Here is a 14,643-nt window from a genome sequence, read left to right as displayed (position 1 = left end):
CGCAGAAAGCGGCAGCGAAGCGGCTCGCACAGGAGCTCGGCTTTTCCGCCGCAGAGATCATGACCATGTCCTACGCCGACATGGTCTGGTGGCTCACGGACTGAGCCCAGCTGGGGTGAATCATGGCAAAGCTGAATCTATCGCTGGTCATCGGCGGCGCCGTGGCGTCGTCCCTTGGCTCGGCGTTCAAGACCGCAGAAAGCGGCATCTCGCAGCTGGAGCAGAAGGGCGCCAAAGCCCGGGTGCTGAAGAACGTGATTGGCGAAACGGTCAAGCTGCGGGAGGAGTGGAAGAAAGCGCACGACAGCGGCTCGGCCTCGGCCGCAGGGCTGCTGCGCAAGTTGGAGAACAACCTGGATTCTCTGCGCAAGCAGGGTGTCCAGGTGGGCAGGCTGGAAAAGGAGTACCAGCGCCTGGGTCGGACCGCGCGTGCGACTGATCTGCAGGTCAAGGGCCAGCAGCAGCTCACTGCGGGCAAGGAGGGGCTCAAGTCTACCGCTGCCCATGCGACCGCAGCGGTGGCTGCTGTGGCGGTACCGACCGCGATCAGCGCCGGGTACCAGGCCACGATGCGTGACATTGCGATCAAAGCCGGTGTGGCGAATCAGCCCGAGGAGCAGGCGATGTCCAAGCGCATCATCCAGGTCGCCCAGGACAACGGCATGAGCAACTCCGGCGTTGCAGATCTCGTCAACCAGCTTGTCGGTGCAGGTATGGACCTCGACCGTGCGCTGTCCTATGCAGATGTCGCGGCGAAGTTCTCGGTCGGGCAGGGGGCGAGTGGCGAGGACACGGCCAAGATGATCATGTCGATGGAGCAGAACGCCAAGATCACTGACCCTGAGCAGATGAAGAAGGCCCTGGAGGGAGTCGCCCTGCAGGGCCAGGCAGGTTCATTCGAAGCCAGTGACATGGCCCGCTGGTTCCCGGTGCTGCTGGCCGGCATGGAGAAGACCGGCAGTGTTGGGCCGGAGGCAGTGGCGCAGTTGGGGGCGATGTTGCAGGTGCAGATGAAGACTGCGGGCAGCTCCGACGAGGCGGCGAACAACCTCAAGAACTGGATCGAGAAGATCGGCTCCGGCGAAGTGGTCGACGCATACAAGAAGGCGGGTATCGATTACCAGGCGTCGCTCACCACAGGGATCCAGAAGGGTATGTCTGTTCTCGAATCAAGCATGGCCCTGGCGATGCAGTACGTGCAGAAGACCGACCCGGCGAAGGCGAAGAAAATGGCCGAGGCGCAGGCGAAGATCGACAAGGAAGTCAACCCGGCGAAGGCGCTGAAAATGCTGGATGCCCTTGAGCAGTCGCTGCGTACCGGCGATATCTTCGCCGACATGCAAGTGAAGGCGGCGCTGACGGCATACGGCCAGAACCGGGGGCTGTATCAGGAGTTGAAGAAGGATGCGATGGGCGACAAGGCCACCGGCATTCTCGACAAGAACCTTGCCGAGCGCCGCGAGACATCCGCGCAGAAATGGATCGAGGCGAAGAACGCCATGGACGACGCCATGCGAAGTCTCGGCGATTCGATACGGCCGTTCACTGACTGGGTGGCGACCAGCGTTGCCGGCCTGGCCCAGGGCTTCAGCAAGCTGTCCAGCGAGTCCCAGTCGGTTGTTGTCGGGATCGGGGCGCTCGCTGCGGGGTTCATTGCGCTCAAGGGGGCCATCAACAGTTACCGGGTCGGGAAGGGGCTGATCGACCTGGGGCGCGGTAAAGCCGGGGAGCGACTCGCCGAGATCGGCGTCGGCGCCGGCAAAAGTGTGTTGGGAAGTAGTACGGCGTCAGTGCCAGTGCCGATGGCGCCAGGTGAGCAACCGAGGCTGCCCAGCCGTTTCCGCAGAGGGAGCAATGACCCCGCTGGCGGGCTGCCGGTGAAAGCGCCGGAGACGCAGAAGGTCTTCGTTGTGAACGCTGATGCTATCGGTCGCACCGTTCAGGGCGGAGGCTCAGGGCCCGAGTCCAGCCGCCGGCAACGGCGCCGGGCGCGGCGTCAGGATCGCGCGCAGGTGCGTCGCACGACGGCCTCTCGTCCAACAACTCCGGCGGTCACTCCCAAACCAGCTACGGTTTCCCATCCGCAAACGCTTGATGCGCCGAGGTTGCCCGCATCTCCGTCGGGGCGGCTCGGTGGCATCGTCAAGGGTGCGCGGAGCGTGACGGAAGTTGGGAAGCGTCTGCCGGGGGTGAGCCTGGTCGACGCCGGCCTTGGCGCGATTGATGTTGCGCTGAATGCCGAAACCCAGGACGAGAAAGCGGAGGGTTACGGCGGCGTCGTCGGTAACCTCGCAGGCTCTGCTGCAGGTGCTATGGCCGGTGCGGCGATCGGCTCGGTGGTCCCTGTGATCGGAACCGCCATTGGCGGTCTGGTGGGGGCCATCGTCGGCGGCATGGGCGGGGAGGTCGGCGGTGCCTGGGCGGGCAAGGCGCTGTTCGGCGAAAAGGAAATGCCGGCGGAAGCGGTCGCTGAAAAGCCGGTAGCAGCCCCGGCGCCTGGTGATGTAGTCCGCTCTATCACCGAAGCCGCCCCGCCACCGGCCGTGGCGCCGAGCATCGCGGTTGCGCCTGCGGCCTCCAAGCCCGAGCCGGCCAAGGTCGATCAGTCCTTCGTCTTTTCCCCCAGCATCCCCATCACTGTGCAAGGCGACGCTAAGGATCCAGGTCGCATGGCACAGGAGCTCTGGCCTCACATACAGCGGCAGATGCAGGACTTCGCACGGCAGGCCCAGGCCCGCCAGTTGAGTGATGAACCCCACGTGTAGGAGGGCCCATGGCCTATATGGAGCAACTGCAGTCCGGGTTGAAGTACCTGGTTGCAGCGGGAGAGGCGGGCCGGCGCAGCGCGGACGACATGCTGGGCCCCATCACCGGGGCAATCAGCGATATCACCGGTGCTGCATCCGAGTTGGAGAACATCCCGTTCCTCGGCCCGGCCATCGGGGAGAAGTTGCAGCGAACGATGCGGGGTATCAACGCTGCGCAGGAGACTGTCGGCCGGGCAGCGGCGATCTACGGCCAGGCGACCACTGCGGCCGCCCAGGTGCAGGAGCGACTGGGGATGCTGCGGGAGCAGGCCGCGAAAGCCGGTGCTGCAATCAACCAGGTCGCCGGCAAGGTCAGCCCGTCGCTGGGCAACATCGTGTCGACTGGCTCGTTCGCGCCAGAGCAAACGCCGGCGGCGGAGGCGGTGAAGCCATTCCCGCATTTGCTGATCATCCAGTCGCTCGAACCGAATGCCCAGCCGTACTACTTCAACCTCCACACTGCTGCGTTCGACGAGCTCCGCCGCCAGACCGCGTTCCGCTGGGCTGGCCAGGAACGGCTCTCGCGCTCGATCGCCCAGCAAGCAGTGGGGCAGGGCGAAGACAAGGTCTCGCTGAAGGGGGTGATCTACCCCGACGGCCAGGTCGGGCTCAAGCAACTGGAGACCCTGCGCAGCATCGGCCGCGCGCTGCGGCCGCTGAGCCTGGTCACCGGCTACGGCGAGGTGCTCGGCAACTGGTGCCTGCTCAGTGTCGAGGAAGAGCAGAGCAGCCTGCTCGCCGGCGGGATCCCGCGTAAACAGTCATTCTCCCTGGAGTTCGTGAGCTATGGCGACGACATGCAGAACGTCTGACGGGGATCTGCTGGACACGCTCTGCCAGCATTACTACGGCCACCTGAACGGCGCCGTCGAAGCCGTGCTGGACGCCAACCAGGGGCTGGCAGAAGAGCCACAGCCCTACCGTGCCGGCGTGCTGATCGTGCTGCCTGACCTGGCGGTGCAACAGGACGCAACGGTGCAGTTGTGGGAATGACCGCATTTCCTGTCACTGACCCCGCCCTGCGCGGGGTTTTCTTTTTCTGGAGGAGGAACGATGCAACCGATTTTTCGCATCGTCGCGGACGACCGCGATATTACCGCCCTCATCAACGACCGGCTGTTGATGCTACGCACGTCCGACAAGCCCGGGCTGGAGTCCGACGAATTCGAGCTGCGCATCGATGACCGCGATCGAGCGGTGTCGCTGCCCGCCCGGGGGGCCAAGGTCGACGTGTTCATGGGCTACGCCGGCAGACCGCTTGCGAAGCTGGGGCGCTACACGGTCGACGAGATCGAGTTGAGTGGACCGCCGGATACCCTGGTCATCCGAGGCAAGGCCAGCGACATGCGCGGTACCGGCAAGACCACGCGCAGCGGCAGTTGGGAGAACGTCGCCCTGCAGGAGATTGTGCGCGACATCGCAAAGCGCAACGGCTGGGAGCCGGTCTGTCCGGTTCAGACCAAGGTGCCCCGGGTCGACCAGCTCAACGAATCGGACTTCAACTTTATCACCCGGCTCGCAAAGCAGTACGACTGCACGGCGAAGGTGGCTGACGGCAAGCTGCTGGTGATGCCTCGCCAGGGTGGCCAGAGCGCAAGTGGCAAGACGCTGCCGGCGATCACCATCAGCCGGGAGGAGGTCAGTCGCTACCAGTTCACCCTCGGCGACAAGACCACGCACAAGACCGTGCAGGCGAAGCACCAGGACAAGAAGACGGGCGAGCTCAAGGTGATCGATGTCACCAACGACGATGCGCCGTCGACGTTGCCGCCGGTCCACACCGACCGCCACATCCACCCGAACAAGACGGCAGCCGAGCAGGCCGCCAAGGCTCGACTGGCCGCGTTCAACCGCAGCACTGCGGGCGTGCGGCTGGAAATGGCCGGTCGTACGGACCTGTTCGCTGAGCGCCTGATCGTTGCCCAAGGCTTCAAGGTCGGACTCGACGGCGAGTACCTGGTCGACAGCGTTGAGCAGACCTTTACCGCGTCCGGCTGGACGACCTCGGTCGAATGCAACGGCGGCAAGAAGGGCAAGGCCAAGGCCAAAGGCAAGAAGAAGAAAGAAACCAAACCCCTCAAGACGATCGATCTGTCACCCACGGCCTGACGGCCACACAGGAGAACGACACAATGCCTATCAACGAGCAGCAACTGCTGCGCATTCTCCCCAGCGCCGGCAAACAAGCCGGCGTTTTTGTTCCTGCACTCAACGCGGCCATGGGTAAGTACGGGATCATCACCCGGCTGCGCATCGCGGCCTTCCTTGCCCAGGCCGGTCATGAGTCTGGTCATCTGCGCAACCTGAAAGAAAACCTCAACTACCGTGCGGAGCGGATCCGTGAGGTCGGGCTGGCATCGCCGCCTGACAGCCGTTGGCGCTCCCTGGTACCGCGTGCCGCTGAGCTGGGTGGCCAGCCCGAGAAGTTAGCCAATGCCGTCTACGGCGGCCGGATGGGGAATGGGCCAGAAGCGTCGGGAGATGGTTGGCGTTTCCCTGGGCGCGGTCTGATCCAACTGACCGGCCGGCTGAATTACAACGCCTGCAGCGAAGCGTTGTTCGGGGATGGGCGCTTGCTCAACACCCCTGAACTCCTCGAGCACCCGGTCTACGCATCGATGTCGGCTGCCTGGTTCTGGCAAACAAACGGGCTCAATAGCCTGGCGGACAAGGGTGATTTGCGGCAGATCACGAAGACGATCAACGGTGGTAGCAACGGCCTGAAGGACCGTCAGGCGTTGTATGACCGCGCGCTGGAGGTGCTCCAGTGAGCCTGCTGGACTGGCGCCTGCCTGCGTTCGCGCTGCTGCTGGGGCTCGGCCTGGGCGGCAGCGCCTCCTGGAAGTGGCAGGCGTACGCGTATCAGCTGCAGCTCGCCGAGCAGGCTGGCTTGTTCCAGGACGAGCGCCTAGCGGCGGGGCTCGCCGTTATTGACTGGAACAACGCAGAGCAGGCCAGGCGTACTGCCTTGGAGGCCCGCCTGCAGGCCGCTGACAAAATCCATCACCAGGAGCTTACCGATGCGCAACAAGCTTCGGCTCGCCTTCGCGACCGCCTTGCTACTTCTGATCTGCGGCTGTCAGTCCTCCTCGACGCCTCCGCCTCGGCTGGTGGCGGTGGGGTGTCAGCCACCACCGGCGCCGGCGGCGTGGTTCATGGAGCCAGTCGAGCCCGACTTGACCGAGCGCATGCTCAAAGAATTATCGGAATCACCGGTGACGGCGATCAAGGACTGATCGCGCTGAAGGCCTGCCAGGCCTATGTGCGAGGGATCGCACCCTGATGTGAAAGGAGCGGGCCTGGTGGATGCGTCAACATCCACCAGGCCCACCAAACCGCAGACCAATCCTGCAAGTCCGGCCAAGGCTCCTGCTCTGTGCACAAAGCGCAGCGAGCCTACCATTTGCTAATACCTACCGAAAAGACTTGCTAATCAATGACATCCCCAATCTTTCCTTGGATGGGTGGCAAACGCCGCCTTGCCGATCGCCTCATCCCGCTTTTCCCGCCGCATGAATGCTACGTCGAGGTCTTCGCCGGCGGTGCTGCTCTCTACTTCATGCGGCCTCAAGCTGCTCCCGTGGAGGTGCTCAACGACATCAACGGCGACCTGGTGTGCCTGTACCGGGTTGTGCAGAACCATCTGGAGGAGTTCGTCAGGCAGTTCAAATGGGCCCTCAGCTCGCGTCAGGTGTTCGAGTGGCAGAAGATGACCCGGCCGGAGACCCTCACAGATATCCAGCGGGCTGCCCGGTTCTTCTACCTGCAGCACCACGCCTTCGCCGGCAAGGTCACGGGACAAACCTTCGGTACCGCGACAACCGGCCCCGCGATCAACCTCCTGCGGATTGAGGAAAACCTGTCAGCTGCGTGGCAGCGCTTGTCTGGCACCTACGTAGAGAATCTTGCGTGGCTTGAGTGTGCCGAACGGTACGACCGGCCTCACACCTTCCACTACATGGACCCGCCGTACTGGCAGACGGCAGGGTACGGAATGGACTTTCCGTTCTCCGAGTATGAGCGGATGGTGGATTTCATGCGCCGCTGCAAGGGCAAGGTGATGGTCAGCATCAATGATCATCCGGATATCCGGAAAGCCTTCGAAGGGTTTCATTTTGAGAGCCTCGATATCCGCTACACAAACACTAATCAGCGACAAGGAAAAGCTGATGTCACTGGAGAACTTGTGATTATGAACTGGAGCCCAGCAGATCTGGGTGGATTGTTCTAGCGCCTCCGCTCACGGATAAGCCTTACCAGTTCAATCGCTAGAATAAGTATCAGGTCGAAGCTCATGCTTTAGTTTCTCCAAGTCAGATGCGCCCGCTCAAAGCCGATGGCGTCGAGTGGTTGGGGCGGTTGGTTCAGTGCCTTTCCATTAAATATTGGAAGTTACAGTTGCGTCAACACTTGTTGATGGAATTTATCTGTCGGCCAGGTGCGGGCTCGTTCGCGAATTAGCGCATTAGCGCATTAGCGCATTAGCGCTTTTGCGCTTTTGTATCTTTGTACCTTTGTACATACCTTGGGTTTACTTTGCTGTATTCCGATATCTTTTGATATCAAGGGATAGCTTGAAGTTATCTATGGATATCGACGGATATCTAATTGGTATTTGTTGGGTATCTAAAGGATATCCATATGTTTAATTTTTATCGGAGCTTATCGATCAAGTCAGGGCCTTGATTCCGTACGTTGCCTACGGCTTTGCTAACGGGGTGCCATCTGAAGTCTTTGGCTGGTCGGCATCCGCTCTGCACGATCTCGGCTGCTCTCGTCGGAGGCGTGTTCGGATCTAGCCACTCGCGGGCCACTCCAGGTGTAAGCACCAACGGTTTACGGTCATGAATGTCGACGAGCCCCTCGTCGGCGGCGGCAGTGATGATTACAAAGCCATCGCGCTGGTCGACCTCCAGCCCTGGGTGGACTTCTGCAAGCGCTGCAAAGAACAGCGGCTCATAATCGCTGGCAGAGATGTAGTAGGGCTGCTTGCGCTTTGCATCGGTCGGGTCGGGTATCCACTCGAACCATCCGTTCGCCGGCGCCACGGCTCGGCCTGCTGGCCAGAGCGATTTGAAAAACTTCCCCGTCATCACCGTCTCGGCCCGCGCATTGATCGGGTCGGGACGCTTCCCCTTCGCCCAGAATGGCGACCATCCCCATTTCACTCGATCGACGCTCAGGCCTCCCGCGACAGAGCGGATCAGCTCCACGCGGGTCGATGGCGCGACGTTGTAGCGGTTGATCCGCTCGTGGTCATAGCCGTTGATCACGACGAGGTCCAAGGACAACTGCCGCAGGTAGGTGTCCATGTCGTCGTAGATCGAGTACCTCCCGCACATAAATCACCTCCACTCGTTTGTCGGTTGCTTTGCGACCATCCATTGACGTAGGAAGCATCTGACAGTTAACTGTATGAATATACAGTCTGCTGTGGGACGCTTCGCTATGACCATCACTTTTTTTGGAACGCCGACCGGTGGACCAACATTGCTCCCTGTTTACTCCTTCCGCGTGCCGGCCGGCTTTCCGTCGCCGGCGGCGGATCACCTCGAACGGCACATCTCCCTCGACGAGCTGTTCGACCTCCGTGCGCCTCATGTCTACTTGGTGCAGGTAGAAGGTGACAGCATGCAGGGCGCCGGAATCTACTCAGGTGATCTTCTGATCGTAGACCGCAGCAATGAAGCCGAGCACGGCGATATCGTGATCGCGGCCGTCAACTCGGAGCCGGTATGCAAGCGGCTGCACCGTCGCAACGGTGTGGTGATCCTCCAGTCCGAAAACCCCGCTTACCCGCCCCGGCACATCCTGGAGGGCGACGAACTGGTGATCTGGGGCGTGGTTCGCTACAGCGTGCGTGATCATGCCCAGTGACCAGGTGTTCGCCCTGATCGACTGCAACTCGTTCTATGCGAGCTGTGAGCGCGTGTTTCGCCCCGACCTGGCGAAGACCCCAATTGTTGTTCTGAGCAACAATGACGGCTGTGTCATTGCTCGATCGTACGACGCAAAGCCCTTCGTCAAGATGGGTGAGCCTTACTTCCAGGCCAAGGAGAAGTTGAGGCGACATGGCATCGTCGCCTTCTCGTCGAACTACGCGCTGTACGGAGACATGAGCGAGAGGGTTATGACCCTGATCGAGTCGATGGTGCCGGCGTCTGAGGTCTACTCGATCGACGAATGCTTCGCGGATCTGACCGGGATCCCGGGCGATCGCACCCAGCTCGGCCGAGACGTTCGTGCTCGAGTGTTTCGGTGCACGGGCATCCCCGTTGGTGTGGGGATCGCTCGGACCAAGACCCTGGCGAAGCTTGCCAACCACACCGCGAAGCGCCTGCAGGCTCAGACCGGCGGCGTGGTGGATATCTGCGATGACTTCAAGCGTGACTGGGTGTTGCGCAATACCGCGGTGAAGGAGGTGTGGGGCATTGGCCGGCGGATGACCGAGAACCTGCAGGCAATGAGTATCCGGACGGCGATGGACCTGGCGAAGGCTGACCCACGGATGTTGCGCGACAAGTTCAGCGTGGTGGTGGAGAAGACGGCCAGAGAGCTCGCCGGCACGTCCTGCCTGGAATTGGAGGACCCAGATCCGCCCAAGCAAGAGATCTGCTGCAGCCGGATGTTCGGTAAGCGTCTGGTTGAGCTGACGCCGATCAAGCAGGCGGTGGCCACCTATGCTGCACGGGCAGCGGAGAAGCTGCGAGCCCAAGGCTCGGTGTGCAAGCGCATGCGGGTGAGCATTCGTACCGGTATGTTCAACCCTGATGAGGCGAGGTATGCCAACGGTGCGTTGGTCGAACTGCCGTATCCCACTAATGACACCCTGCTGCTTACCAAGGCGGCCATCGAGGCTGTGGAGCGGGTCTACCGCCCCGGATTCCGTTACAGCAAGGCTGAGGTGCTGCTGATGGATCTGCGGCAGCCTGGCGAATTCACGGATGACCTGTTCGCGGTGACGCAGCCGGAGGCATGTGAGAGGCTCATGGCGGTGCTGGACGAGATCAATTGCCGATATGGCCGGGGAACGATGCGCGCCGCTAGCGTCCCCCGCACCCCCGAGTGGGGGATGCGTCGTGAGATGATGAGTCGGTTGTATACAACACGAATTAATCAACTCTGGACGGTGTTTGCACACTAGCGCTGTGGTGGTCACGTGCTTAACTCATTACTTTCTTTGCTTGTGAACGTCGAGTTTTGTCTATACTCGGGGCATTGTTTCGGTAATGGCTGCTTGGTGCAGGTACGTTCAGTATGCTCTTCGAAAAATTTGTTGATCTGGTTTCTGCACGCTGGAAAGAATATTTAGCTTCTGTTAGAGGTATGTCGGAGAGTGGGAAGTTAGTATTTCCGGATGGTCATAAGGCGTTTTACCCGAATATGATCGTATTTACCAAGTGCTCAGGGTATTATCTTTGTGAATTGGTAGGTGTTACCGATGTGTACCGTGGGCTTGTTATTAAGCGCTGTGCTGAAAAATTTATTTATCGATATTTAAGTCAATTTTATGACGATGAGCCGGATCCGTTATTCGCAATTGAGAAGGCGGCTACGTTTAGGGGGCTGACGCTGTCAACTGCGGCTGACTTAGATAAAGTCTCTCAACGATTTCCATGTGTGGAGTTAGGTAGGCCGGCAATAAGTCGGGAGAATGGACATGGTAGTGTTGTTGGGTTTGGTAATGAAATGGAATACTGTTTTTTTGAAAATTGTATTTTTGTAAATTCAAGGGAGGAGCTATATCGTTGTAAGAGTGTTCTCCATTTGATGGTTTTTAAGAGTGAATTGTCAAGGGGGGAGGTCGATCGCTTGTTGTCGAGCTATTTGGGTGAGCTTGAAATTCATGGGGTTCACTGTGTCCCAGACGAATACGTGCGTCGGCAGAAAGTCGCAGGTCAGCTTCAAAATCTTTATCTATCTAGAGGGCTGCACGAAACAACTCTTGGGGAGTTTTTCCGGCTTCATCCTGATGTTGTTAACTCTGCGTTCAAAACGCAGAAATTCATATATGAGCCTTATCTTCTTTGGATTCAACATGACGGCACATGCACGGATAGCGCGATCAATCCTGATTTAATGGTGCGGCGTGAGGATGGGTTGTACGATATATATGACCTTAAGACGGCGCTTTTGGATAGGAGAAATATCACCAAAGGCCAACGAAAGCGCAGACGGTTTATTGATTACGTAGAGGAAGGGGTTGCACAGCTAGCTAACTATGCAGAGTATTTTTCCTATCCGGCGAATGCCGAATTTGCTAAAGGAAAATATGGGATTGAAGTTTACAATCCCGGCTTGGTGCTAGTTGTTGGGAGTTGGGAGAATTCTGACCATTCTGAAATAATCCAAGCCTGTCGGCGCTATCCGGGTGTTAGAATTATTGATTATGATACTCTTTGCCATGTTTTCCTTGGTAACGTTGGTTCTAATGTTGGTGATGTGGGTGGTTTAACGACTAGGAGTATATGAATGTATTTTGTTGTGATAGCCTGCTCGGTAGTAGGGGGAGTAATTTATGGACAATGGTCGGTGCTAAAATTGGTTCTCTGCTGTGGCCTGAAAAGTTTACTTGTATTTTTGCTTAACGTCTTTGTGTGTAAATCTTGAGTTTTTGAGCGGGTCACAGGCTACCGCATCGGGGGGGCGGATTCGAATTCCTTCTACTAATAAGAGCAGGTGGTCCACTTCAGGTGGGTGCGGCTGGCGAGATCTGTATGAGGGGGCTTGGGGAGGGCGATGGTGCGGACGCACTTGGCACTGCCCACGACCAAGGACCCGAAGCTGGGGCAATTTTTGGGCAAATTTCAGGCCTTAATAGGATGCCACAGTCCGGGGCAGGTACTGTAAGTCACCGTGTTTTTGGGCCTGCGACGGCCTGTTGCGGACGACCGGCGGGTTCAAATCCCTATCCACAGAACGTTCAGCAGCTCGACCAATCGGCAGGCATCCAGCGGGGCGGCCGTTGAGAAATCCACGGGACACAAATGGCTGTATCGGACCCCAAGCAATGTCCATAAGCGCCTGGAAGAGAGGATATGCGATAGCGGATATGGCTTGTGCAGCCCTTGTAAATCAAGGGCTGAGGCGATTTTGTGGCTGATACTCCATCACAATTGAGCTGGATATTAATACATCTGTGAAAAAAGATCCTTACCAGACACGGTTGTCCAATATGTTCGCAAAATGCTCCAGCTGTATATTTTGTGTTTTGAACGCTGTCTGCCACTGAATGAGTCGATGGGGGTTAATGTTTCCGACCCATTCAATAACTCGAATGGGTTTATAAGCTCCATACATGGCGATCAATTCATTTAGATGGATATCCTGTCCAGAGTAGCCGACTACAACAATTTGATGGGCTTCTTGAAGGGCGCGATGTAGGTAGTGCCAATAAGCAGTCAGGATGGGGGATGCGCTAATCACGGAACGTTTGTGTGCTACGTGGGTTAAAACAATATGCTCAGAAGGGTTTGCTGTGAATGTGCTAATTTCATGGCGTTGAAGCTTAAGAATTTGTCCGTTGGCATTGGTATAGAAAAGAGGCGAGCCATGAAGGTGTAGGTAGTATCCAAAATTTCTACCATACATGCGCTCTAGGTTTGCAGGAGTAAATCCTTGGTTTGTGATTCCGTCGACAAGGCTGCCGTTGAAGCCAGCTAGGATGCCCCGATCAATAAAGGCGCCATATAATAATTTGTCATAATTTAAGGTGGCTACATGGGAGTTTGTTTGTAGGATGAAATTAGATAGCGATGTAATAAAGTCGGCTGGCAAGTCAGCATCTGTTAAGTGTAGTCTGCTCGCAACCATATGAATATATTTTGAAACCGCAGTTGGAAAGCGCTGACCATTTTCCGTAAGCCAGTGGAGGTTTGGGGAAAGTATTCTGTTTAATGTTTTGCAAGCTGTAACGGCTTGATGAAGGACGTCAAGCTGAGCCTCGCTTTGAGGAATGGCACCCTCATGTCCAAGGGTCAAACTGATAAGCCGTTTATCATCTTCTGTTAGAAAGTGGGCGATGTTCCATACGTCGTGCATAACTTGGGATAAGTTGAACTGCTGCGGAGCAAGTGCCATGCCTAGCCCATTACCAAAAATTAATACTTTACGCATCTGTCATCCCTGTCTTTGGAGTGTTTGACACTGCAGGTTGCAGAAGGATAGTGATAGTGTCAATTGGCCATTGATGGCCTATTGGCAGTGTCTGACGCCTTCGAATCCATTCTAATAAGATCGAATGGTCACCGTCTGGCGGTGAGGATAGCGAGATCTGTCGAATTGCCGTTTCTTGGACGCTGCCTGACTATGACCCATAAATAGGGTGGTGGAGCTTGGGCAAATCTTGGGCCATAACACGACGCCTCAGCACAGAGCGGATACGGTAGTGGATCGTGTTTTCAGGCCTGCAACGGCCTACTGAGGACTCCCGGCTGGTGCAAATCCCTATCCAGAGAGCGCTCAGCAGCTCGGCCAATCGGCAGGCATCCGGCGGGGCGGCCGTTGGTGAATCCATGGGGCAAAAATGGGGCAAATCAGACGCCAAACAATGCCCATCAGCGCCTAGGAGAAAGGGTATGCGATAGCGCATATGGCGTGTGCAGCCCTTGTAAATCAAGGGCTGAGGCTCTTTTAAGGCTGATACCCCAGCACAATCGGGGTGTGTGCGGAGAGGTCAGACATTCAAGGCCTTACAGCTGTGCGTCTATTGGACAAATGCGAAACGCCCAATACTACAGGGATTTCTTCGCTGGCGCTGAGGCCGCAAGGCGACAAATCCCCACAGGCTCTTTACAACTTATGCCGGATCGCGCCCGTTCAATGCATATTCGCAATTGCATTCCGGCTATCGCCAGGGCAGTATGCACGTCATGCACAAGCGCAATGTAGCCTCAGTCCTCAAATCACTGCTGGATCGCCACGGGATCTCCGCCACGGAGCTGCACCGGCGTACCGGCGTGCCCCAATCCACCCTGTCGCGGATTCTCGGCGAGAAGATCGTCGATCCGTCCGACAAGCACGTGTCGAAGATCGCCGAGTATTTCGGCGTGAGCACCGACCAGTTGCGCGGTCGTGTCGACCTGGGCGACAGCCGCGAGGTCGAGCGGGTGCCCGGTCATGACGAGTTGCGTGATATCAGCCTGTGGGACGATGAAACCCCCGTCGAGGACGACGAGGTGTCCGTTCCTTTTCTTCGCGAGGTCGAGTTGGCAGCAGGATCAGGAAGATTCGTCATCGAGGAAAGCGAGCGCGCCCGCCTGCGTTTCGGCAAGCGCAGCCTGCGTCACAACGGCGTGCAGTTCGACCAGGCCAAGTGCGTGACGGTCCGCGGCAACAGCATGCTGCCGGTGCTGCGCGATGGCGCCACGGTGGGGGTCAACACGGGCAAGTGCTCGATTGGCGACATCATCGATGGCGATCTCTATGCCATCAACCACAACGGCCAGTTGCGGGTGAAGCAGCTGTATCGCCTGCCCACCGGCATCCGCCTGCGCAGCTTCAACCGCGATGAACACCCCGACGAGGACTACAGCTTCCAGCAGATGCAGGAAGAACAGATCGCCATCCTCGGCCATGTGTTCTGGTGGGGCATGTACGCTCGCTAGGTCATCTCCTCGGTCATCGAAAACCCGCCTCGGCGGGTTTTTTTTCGCCCTTCGAAAACCGCTCCGCACCCATGCCAGCAAGGCTTTCATGCATATGTGCAAATCCAGTAGTGCAAATATTTCCAAAAATGCATTGACTGTATATGCATCCATGCATAAAGTTCGTCTCAAGCCGGTCAGACACCGGCGGCGAGAAAGGCAGCGATGAACAGGCCTCGACTGTTCAGAGG

13 protein-coding genes are annotated in these 14,643 nt (G+C 58.0%); 11 read left to right on the top strand and 2 right to left on the bottom strand.

What is annotated here, in order from left to right:
• The first annotated feature begins 119 nt into the window (after nucleotides 1–119).
• The 7 genes from AC5QPF_RS25055 (at nucleotide 120) to AC5QPF_RS25025 (ending at nucleotide 7,038) form a co-directional block, all read left to right on the top strand.
• Nucleotides 120–2,765 (top strand): phage tail tape measure protein, encoded by a 2,646-nt coding sequence (locus tag AC5QPF_RS25055; RefSeq protein WP_494964246.1) that lies wholly within the window; start codon nucleotides 120–122, stop codon nucleotides 2,763–2,765.
• A gap of 8 nt (nucleotides 2,766–2,773) precedes the next feature.
• The gene (locus AC5QPF_RS25050; RefSeq protein ID WP_494960358.1) at nucleotides 2,774–3,619 is read left to right on the top strand and encodes a phage tail protein; all 846 of its coding nucleotides are present in this window, start codon (nucleotides 2,774–2,776) and stop codon (nucleotides 3,617–3,619) included.
• The gene (locus tag AC5QPF_RS25045) at nucleotides 3,594–3,800 is read left to right on the top strand and encodes a tail protein X (protein WP_494960357.1); all 207 of its coding nucleotides are present in this window, start codon (nucleotides 3,594–3,596) and stop codon (nucleotides 3,798–3,800) included. The genes AC5QPF_RS25050 and AC5QPF_RS25045 overlap by 26 nt, the downstream gene beginning before the upstream one ends.
• A gap of 60 nt (nucleotides 3,801–3,860) precedes the next feature.
• Complete coding sequence (locus AC5QPF_RS25040; RefSeq protein WP_494960356.1) at nucleotides 3,861–4,916, top strand: contractile injection system protein, VgrG/Pvc8 family; 1,056 nt, start codon at nucleotides 3,861–3,863, stop codon at nucleotides 4,914–4,916.
• Between the two features lie 23 nt (nucleotides 4,917–4,939).
• Complete coding sequence (locus AC5QPF_RS25035) at nucleotides 4,940–5,578, top strand: glycoside hydrolase family 19 protein (RefSeq protein WP_494960355.1); 639 nt, start codon at nucleotides 4,940–4,942, stop codon at nucleotides 5,576–5,578.
• A complete protein-coding gene (locus tag AC5QPF_RS25030) occupies nucleotides 5,575–6,090 on the top strand; it encodes a lysis system spanin subunit (protein WP_494960354.1) in 516 nt (171 codons plus the stop codon). The genes AC5QPF_RS25035 and AC5QPF_RS25030 overlap by 4 nt, the downstream gene beginning before the upstream one ends.
• A 153-nt stretch (nucleotides 6,091–6,243) precedes the next feature.
• The gene (locus AC5QPF_RS25025) at nucleotides 6,244–7,038 is read left to right on the top strand and encodes a DNA adenine methylase (protein WP_494960353.1); all 795 of its coding nucleotides are present in this window, start codon (nucleotides 6,244–6,246) and stop codon (nucleotides 7,036–7,038) included.
• A 421-nt stretch (nucleotides 7,039–7,459) separates the two neighbouring features.
• On the opposite strand, the gene AC5QPF_RS25020 is transcribed toward AC5QPF_RS25025, so the two are convergent.
• Nucleotides 7,460–8,149, bottom strand: a complete 690-nt coding sequence (locus AC5QPF_RS25020) for an SOS response-associated peptidase family protein (protein ID WP_494960352.1) — start codon at nucleotides 8,147–8,149, stop codon at nucleotides 7,460–7,462.
• Between the two features lie 106 nt (nucleotides 8,150–8,255).
• Here AC5QPF_RS25020 and AC5QPF_RS25015 point away from each other — a divergent pair, with 106 nt between their 5' ends.
• The 3 genes from AC5QPF_RS25015 (at nucleotide 8,256) to AC5QPF_RS25005 (ending at nucleotide 11,279) form a co-directional block, all read left to right on the top strand.
• The gene (locus AC5QPF_RS25015; protein WP_494960351.1) at nucleotides 8,256–8,684 is read left to right on the top strand and encodes a translesion error-prone DNA polymerase V autoproteolytic subunit; all 429 of its coding nucleotides are present in this window, start codon (nucleotides 8,256–8,258) and stop codon (nucleotides 8,682–8,684) included.
• Nucleotides 8,674–9,951 carry a translesion error-prone DNA polymerase V subunit UmuC gene (gene umuC / locus AC5QPF_RS25010; RefSeq protein WP_494960350.1) on the top strand — a complete coding sequence of 426 codons (1,278 nt, stop codon included), beginning with the start codon at nucleotides 8,674–8,676 and terminating at the stop codon, nucleotides 9,949–9,951. The genes AC5QPF_RS25015 and umuC overlap by 11 nt, the downstream gene beginning before the upstream one ends.
• Before the next feature lie 113 nt (nucleotides 9,952–10,064).
• Nucleotides 10,065–11,279 carry a hypothetical protein gene (locus AC5QPF_RS25005; RefSeq protein ID WP_494960349.1) on the top strand — a complete coding sequence of 405 codons (1,215 nt, stop codon included), beginning with the start codon at nucleotides 10,065–10,067 and terminating at the stop codon, nucleotides 11,277–11,279.
• A gap of 681 nt (nucleotides 11,280–11,960) precedes the next feature.
• Here AC5QPF_RS25005 and AC5QPF_RS25000 read toward each other — a convergent pair.
• Nucleotides 11,961–12,923, bottom strand: a complete 963-nt coding sequence (locus tag AC5QPF_RS25000) for an SIR2 family protein (RefSeq protein WP_494960348.1) — start codon at nucleotides 12,921–12,923, stop codon at nucleotides 11,961–11,963.
• 746 nt (nucleotides 12,924–13,669) lie between these two features.
• Here AC5QPF_RS25000 and AC5QPF_RS24995 point away from each other — a divergent pair.
• On the top strand, nucleotides 13,670–14,413 hold the full coding sequence (locus tag AC5QPF_RS24995; RefSeq protein WP_494960347.1) for a S24 family peptidase: 744 nt from the start codon (nucleotides 13,670–13,672) through the stop codon (nucleotides 14,411–14,413).
• Nucleotides 14,414–14,643: the final 230 nt, after the last annotated feature.

Source organism: Pseudomonas sp. Con_6 (assembly GCF_059379395.1).
Note: the sequence above shows the minus strand (reverse complement) of the source record. Positions and strands in the feature narration are given on the sequence as shown.

What these genes read in the sequence shown, in the direction of transcription:
- AC5QPF_RS25015 (WP_494960351.1), top strand. Translation starts at nt 8,256, where the DNA reads ATGACCATCACTTTTTTTGGAACGCCGACCGGTGGACCAACATTGCTC.
- umuC (WP_494960350.1), top strand. Translation starts at nt 8,674, where the DNA reads ATGCCCAGTGACCAGGTGTTCGCCCTGATCGACTGCAACTCGTTCTAT.
- AC5QPF_RS25005 (WP_494960349.1), top strand. Translation starts at nt 10,065, where the DNA reads ATGCTCTTCGAAAAATTTGTTGATCTGGTTTCTGCACGCTGGAAAGAA.
- AC5QPF_RS25050 (WP_494960358.1), top strand. Translation starts at nt 2,774, where the DNA reads ATGGCCTATATGGAGCAACTGCAGTCCGGGTTGAAGTACCTGGTTGCA.
- AC5QPF_RS25000 (WP_494960348.1), bottom strand. Translation starts at nt 12,923, where the DNA reads ATGCGTAAAGTATTAATTTTTGGTAATGGGCTAGGCATGGCACTTGCT.
- AC5QPF_RS25040 (WP_494960356.1), top strand. Translation starts at nt 3,861, where the DNA reads ATGCAACCGATTTTTCGCATCGTCGCGGACGACCGCGATATTACCGCC.
- AC5QPF_RS25025 (WP_494960353.1), top strand. Translation starts at nt 6,244, where the DNA reads ATGACATCCCCAATCTTTCCTTGGATGGGTGGCAAACGCCGCCTTGCC.
- AC5QPF_RS25020 (WP_494960352.1), bottom strand. Translation starts at nt 8,149, where the DNA reads ATGTGCGGGAGGTACTCGATCTACGACGACATGGACACCTACCTGCGG.
- AC5QPF_RS25035 (WP_494960355.1), top strand. Translation starts at nt 4,940, where the DNA reads ATGCCTATCAACGAGCAGCAACTGCTGCGCATTCTCCCCAGCGCCGGC.
- AC5QPF_RS25045 (WP_494960357.1), top strand. Translation starts at nt 3,594, where the DNA reads ATGGCGACGACATGCAGAACGTCTGACGGGGATCTGCTGGACACGCTC.
- AC5QPF_RS24995 (WP_494960347.1), top strand. Translation starts at nt 13,670, where the DNA reads ATGCACGTCATGCACAAGCGCAATGTAGCCTCAGTCCTCAAATCACTG.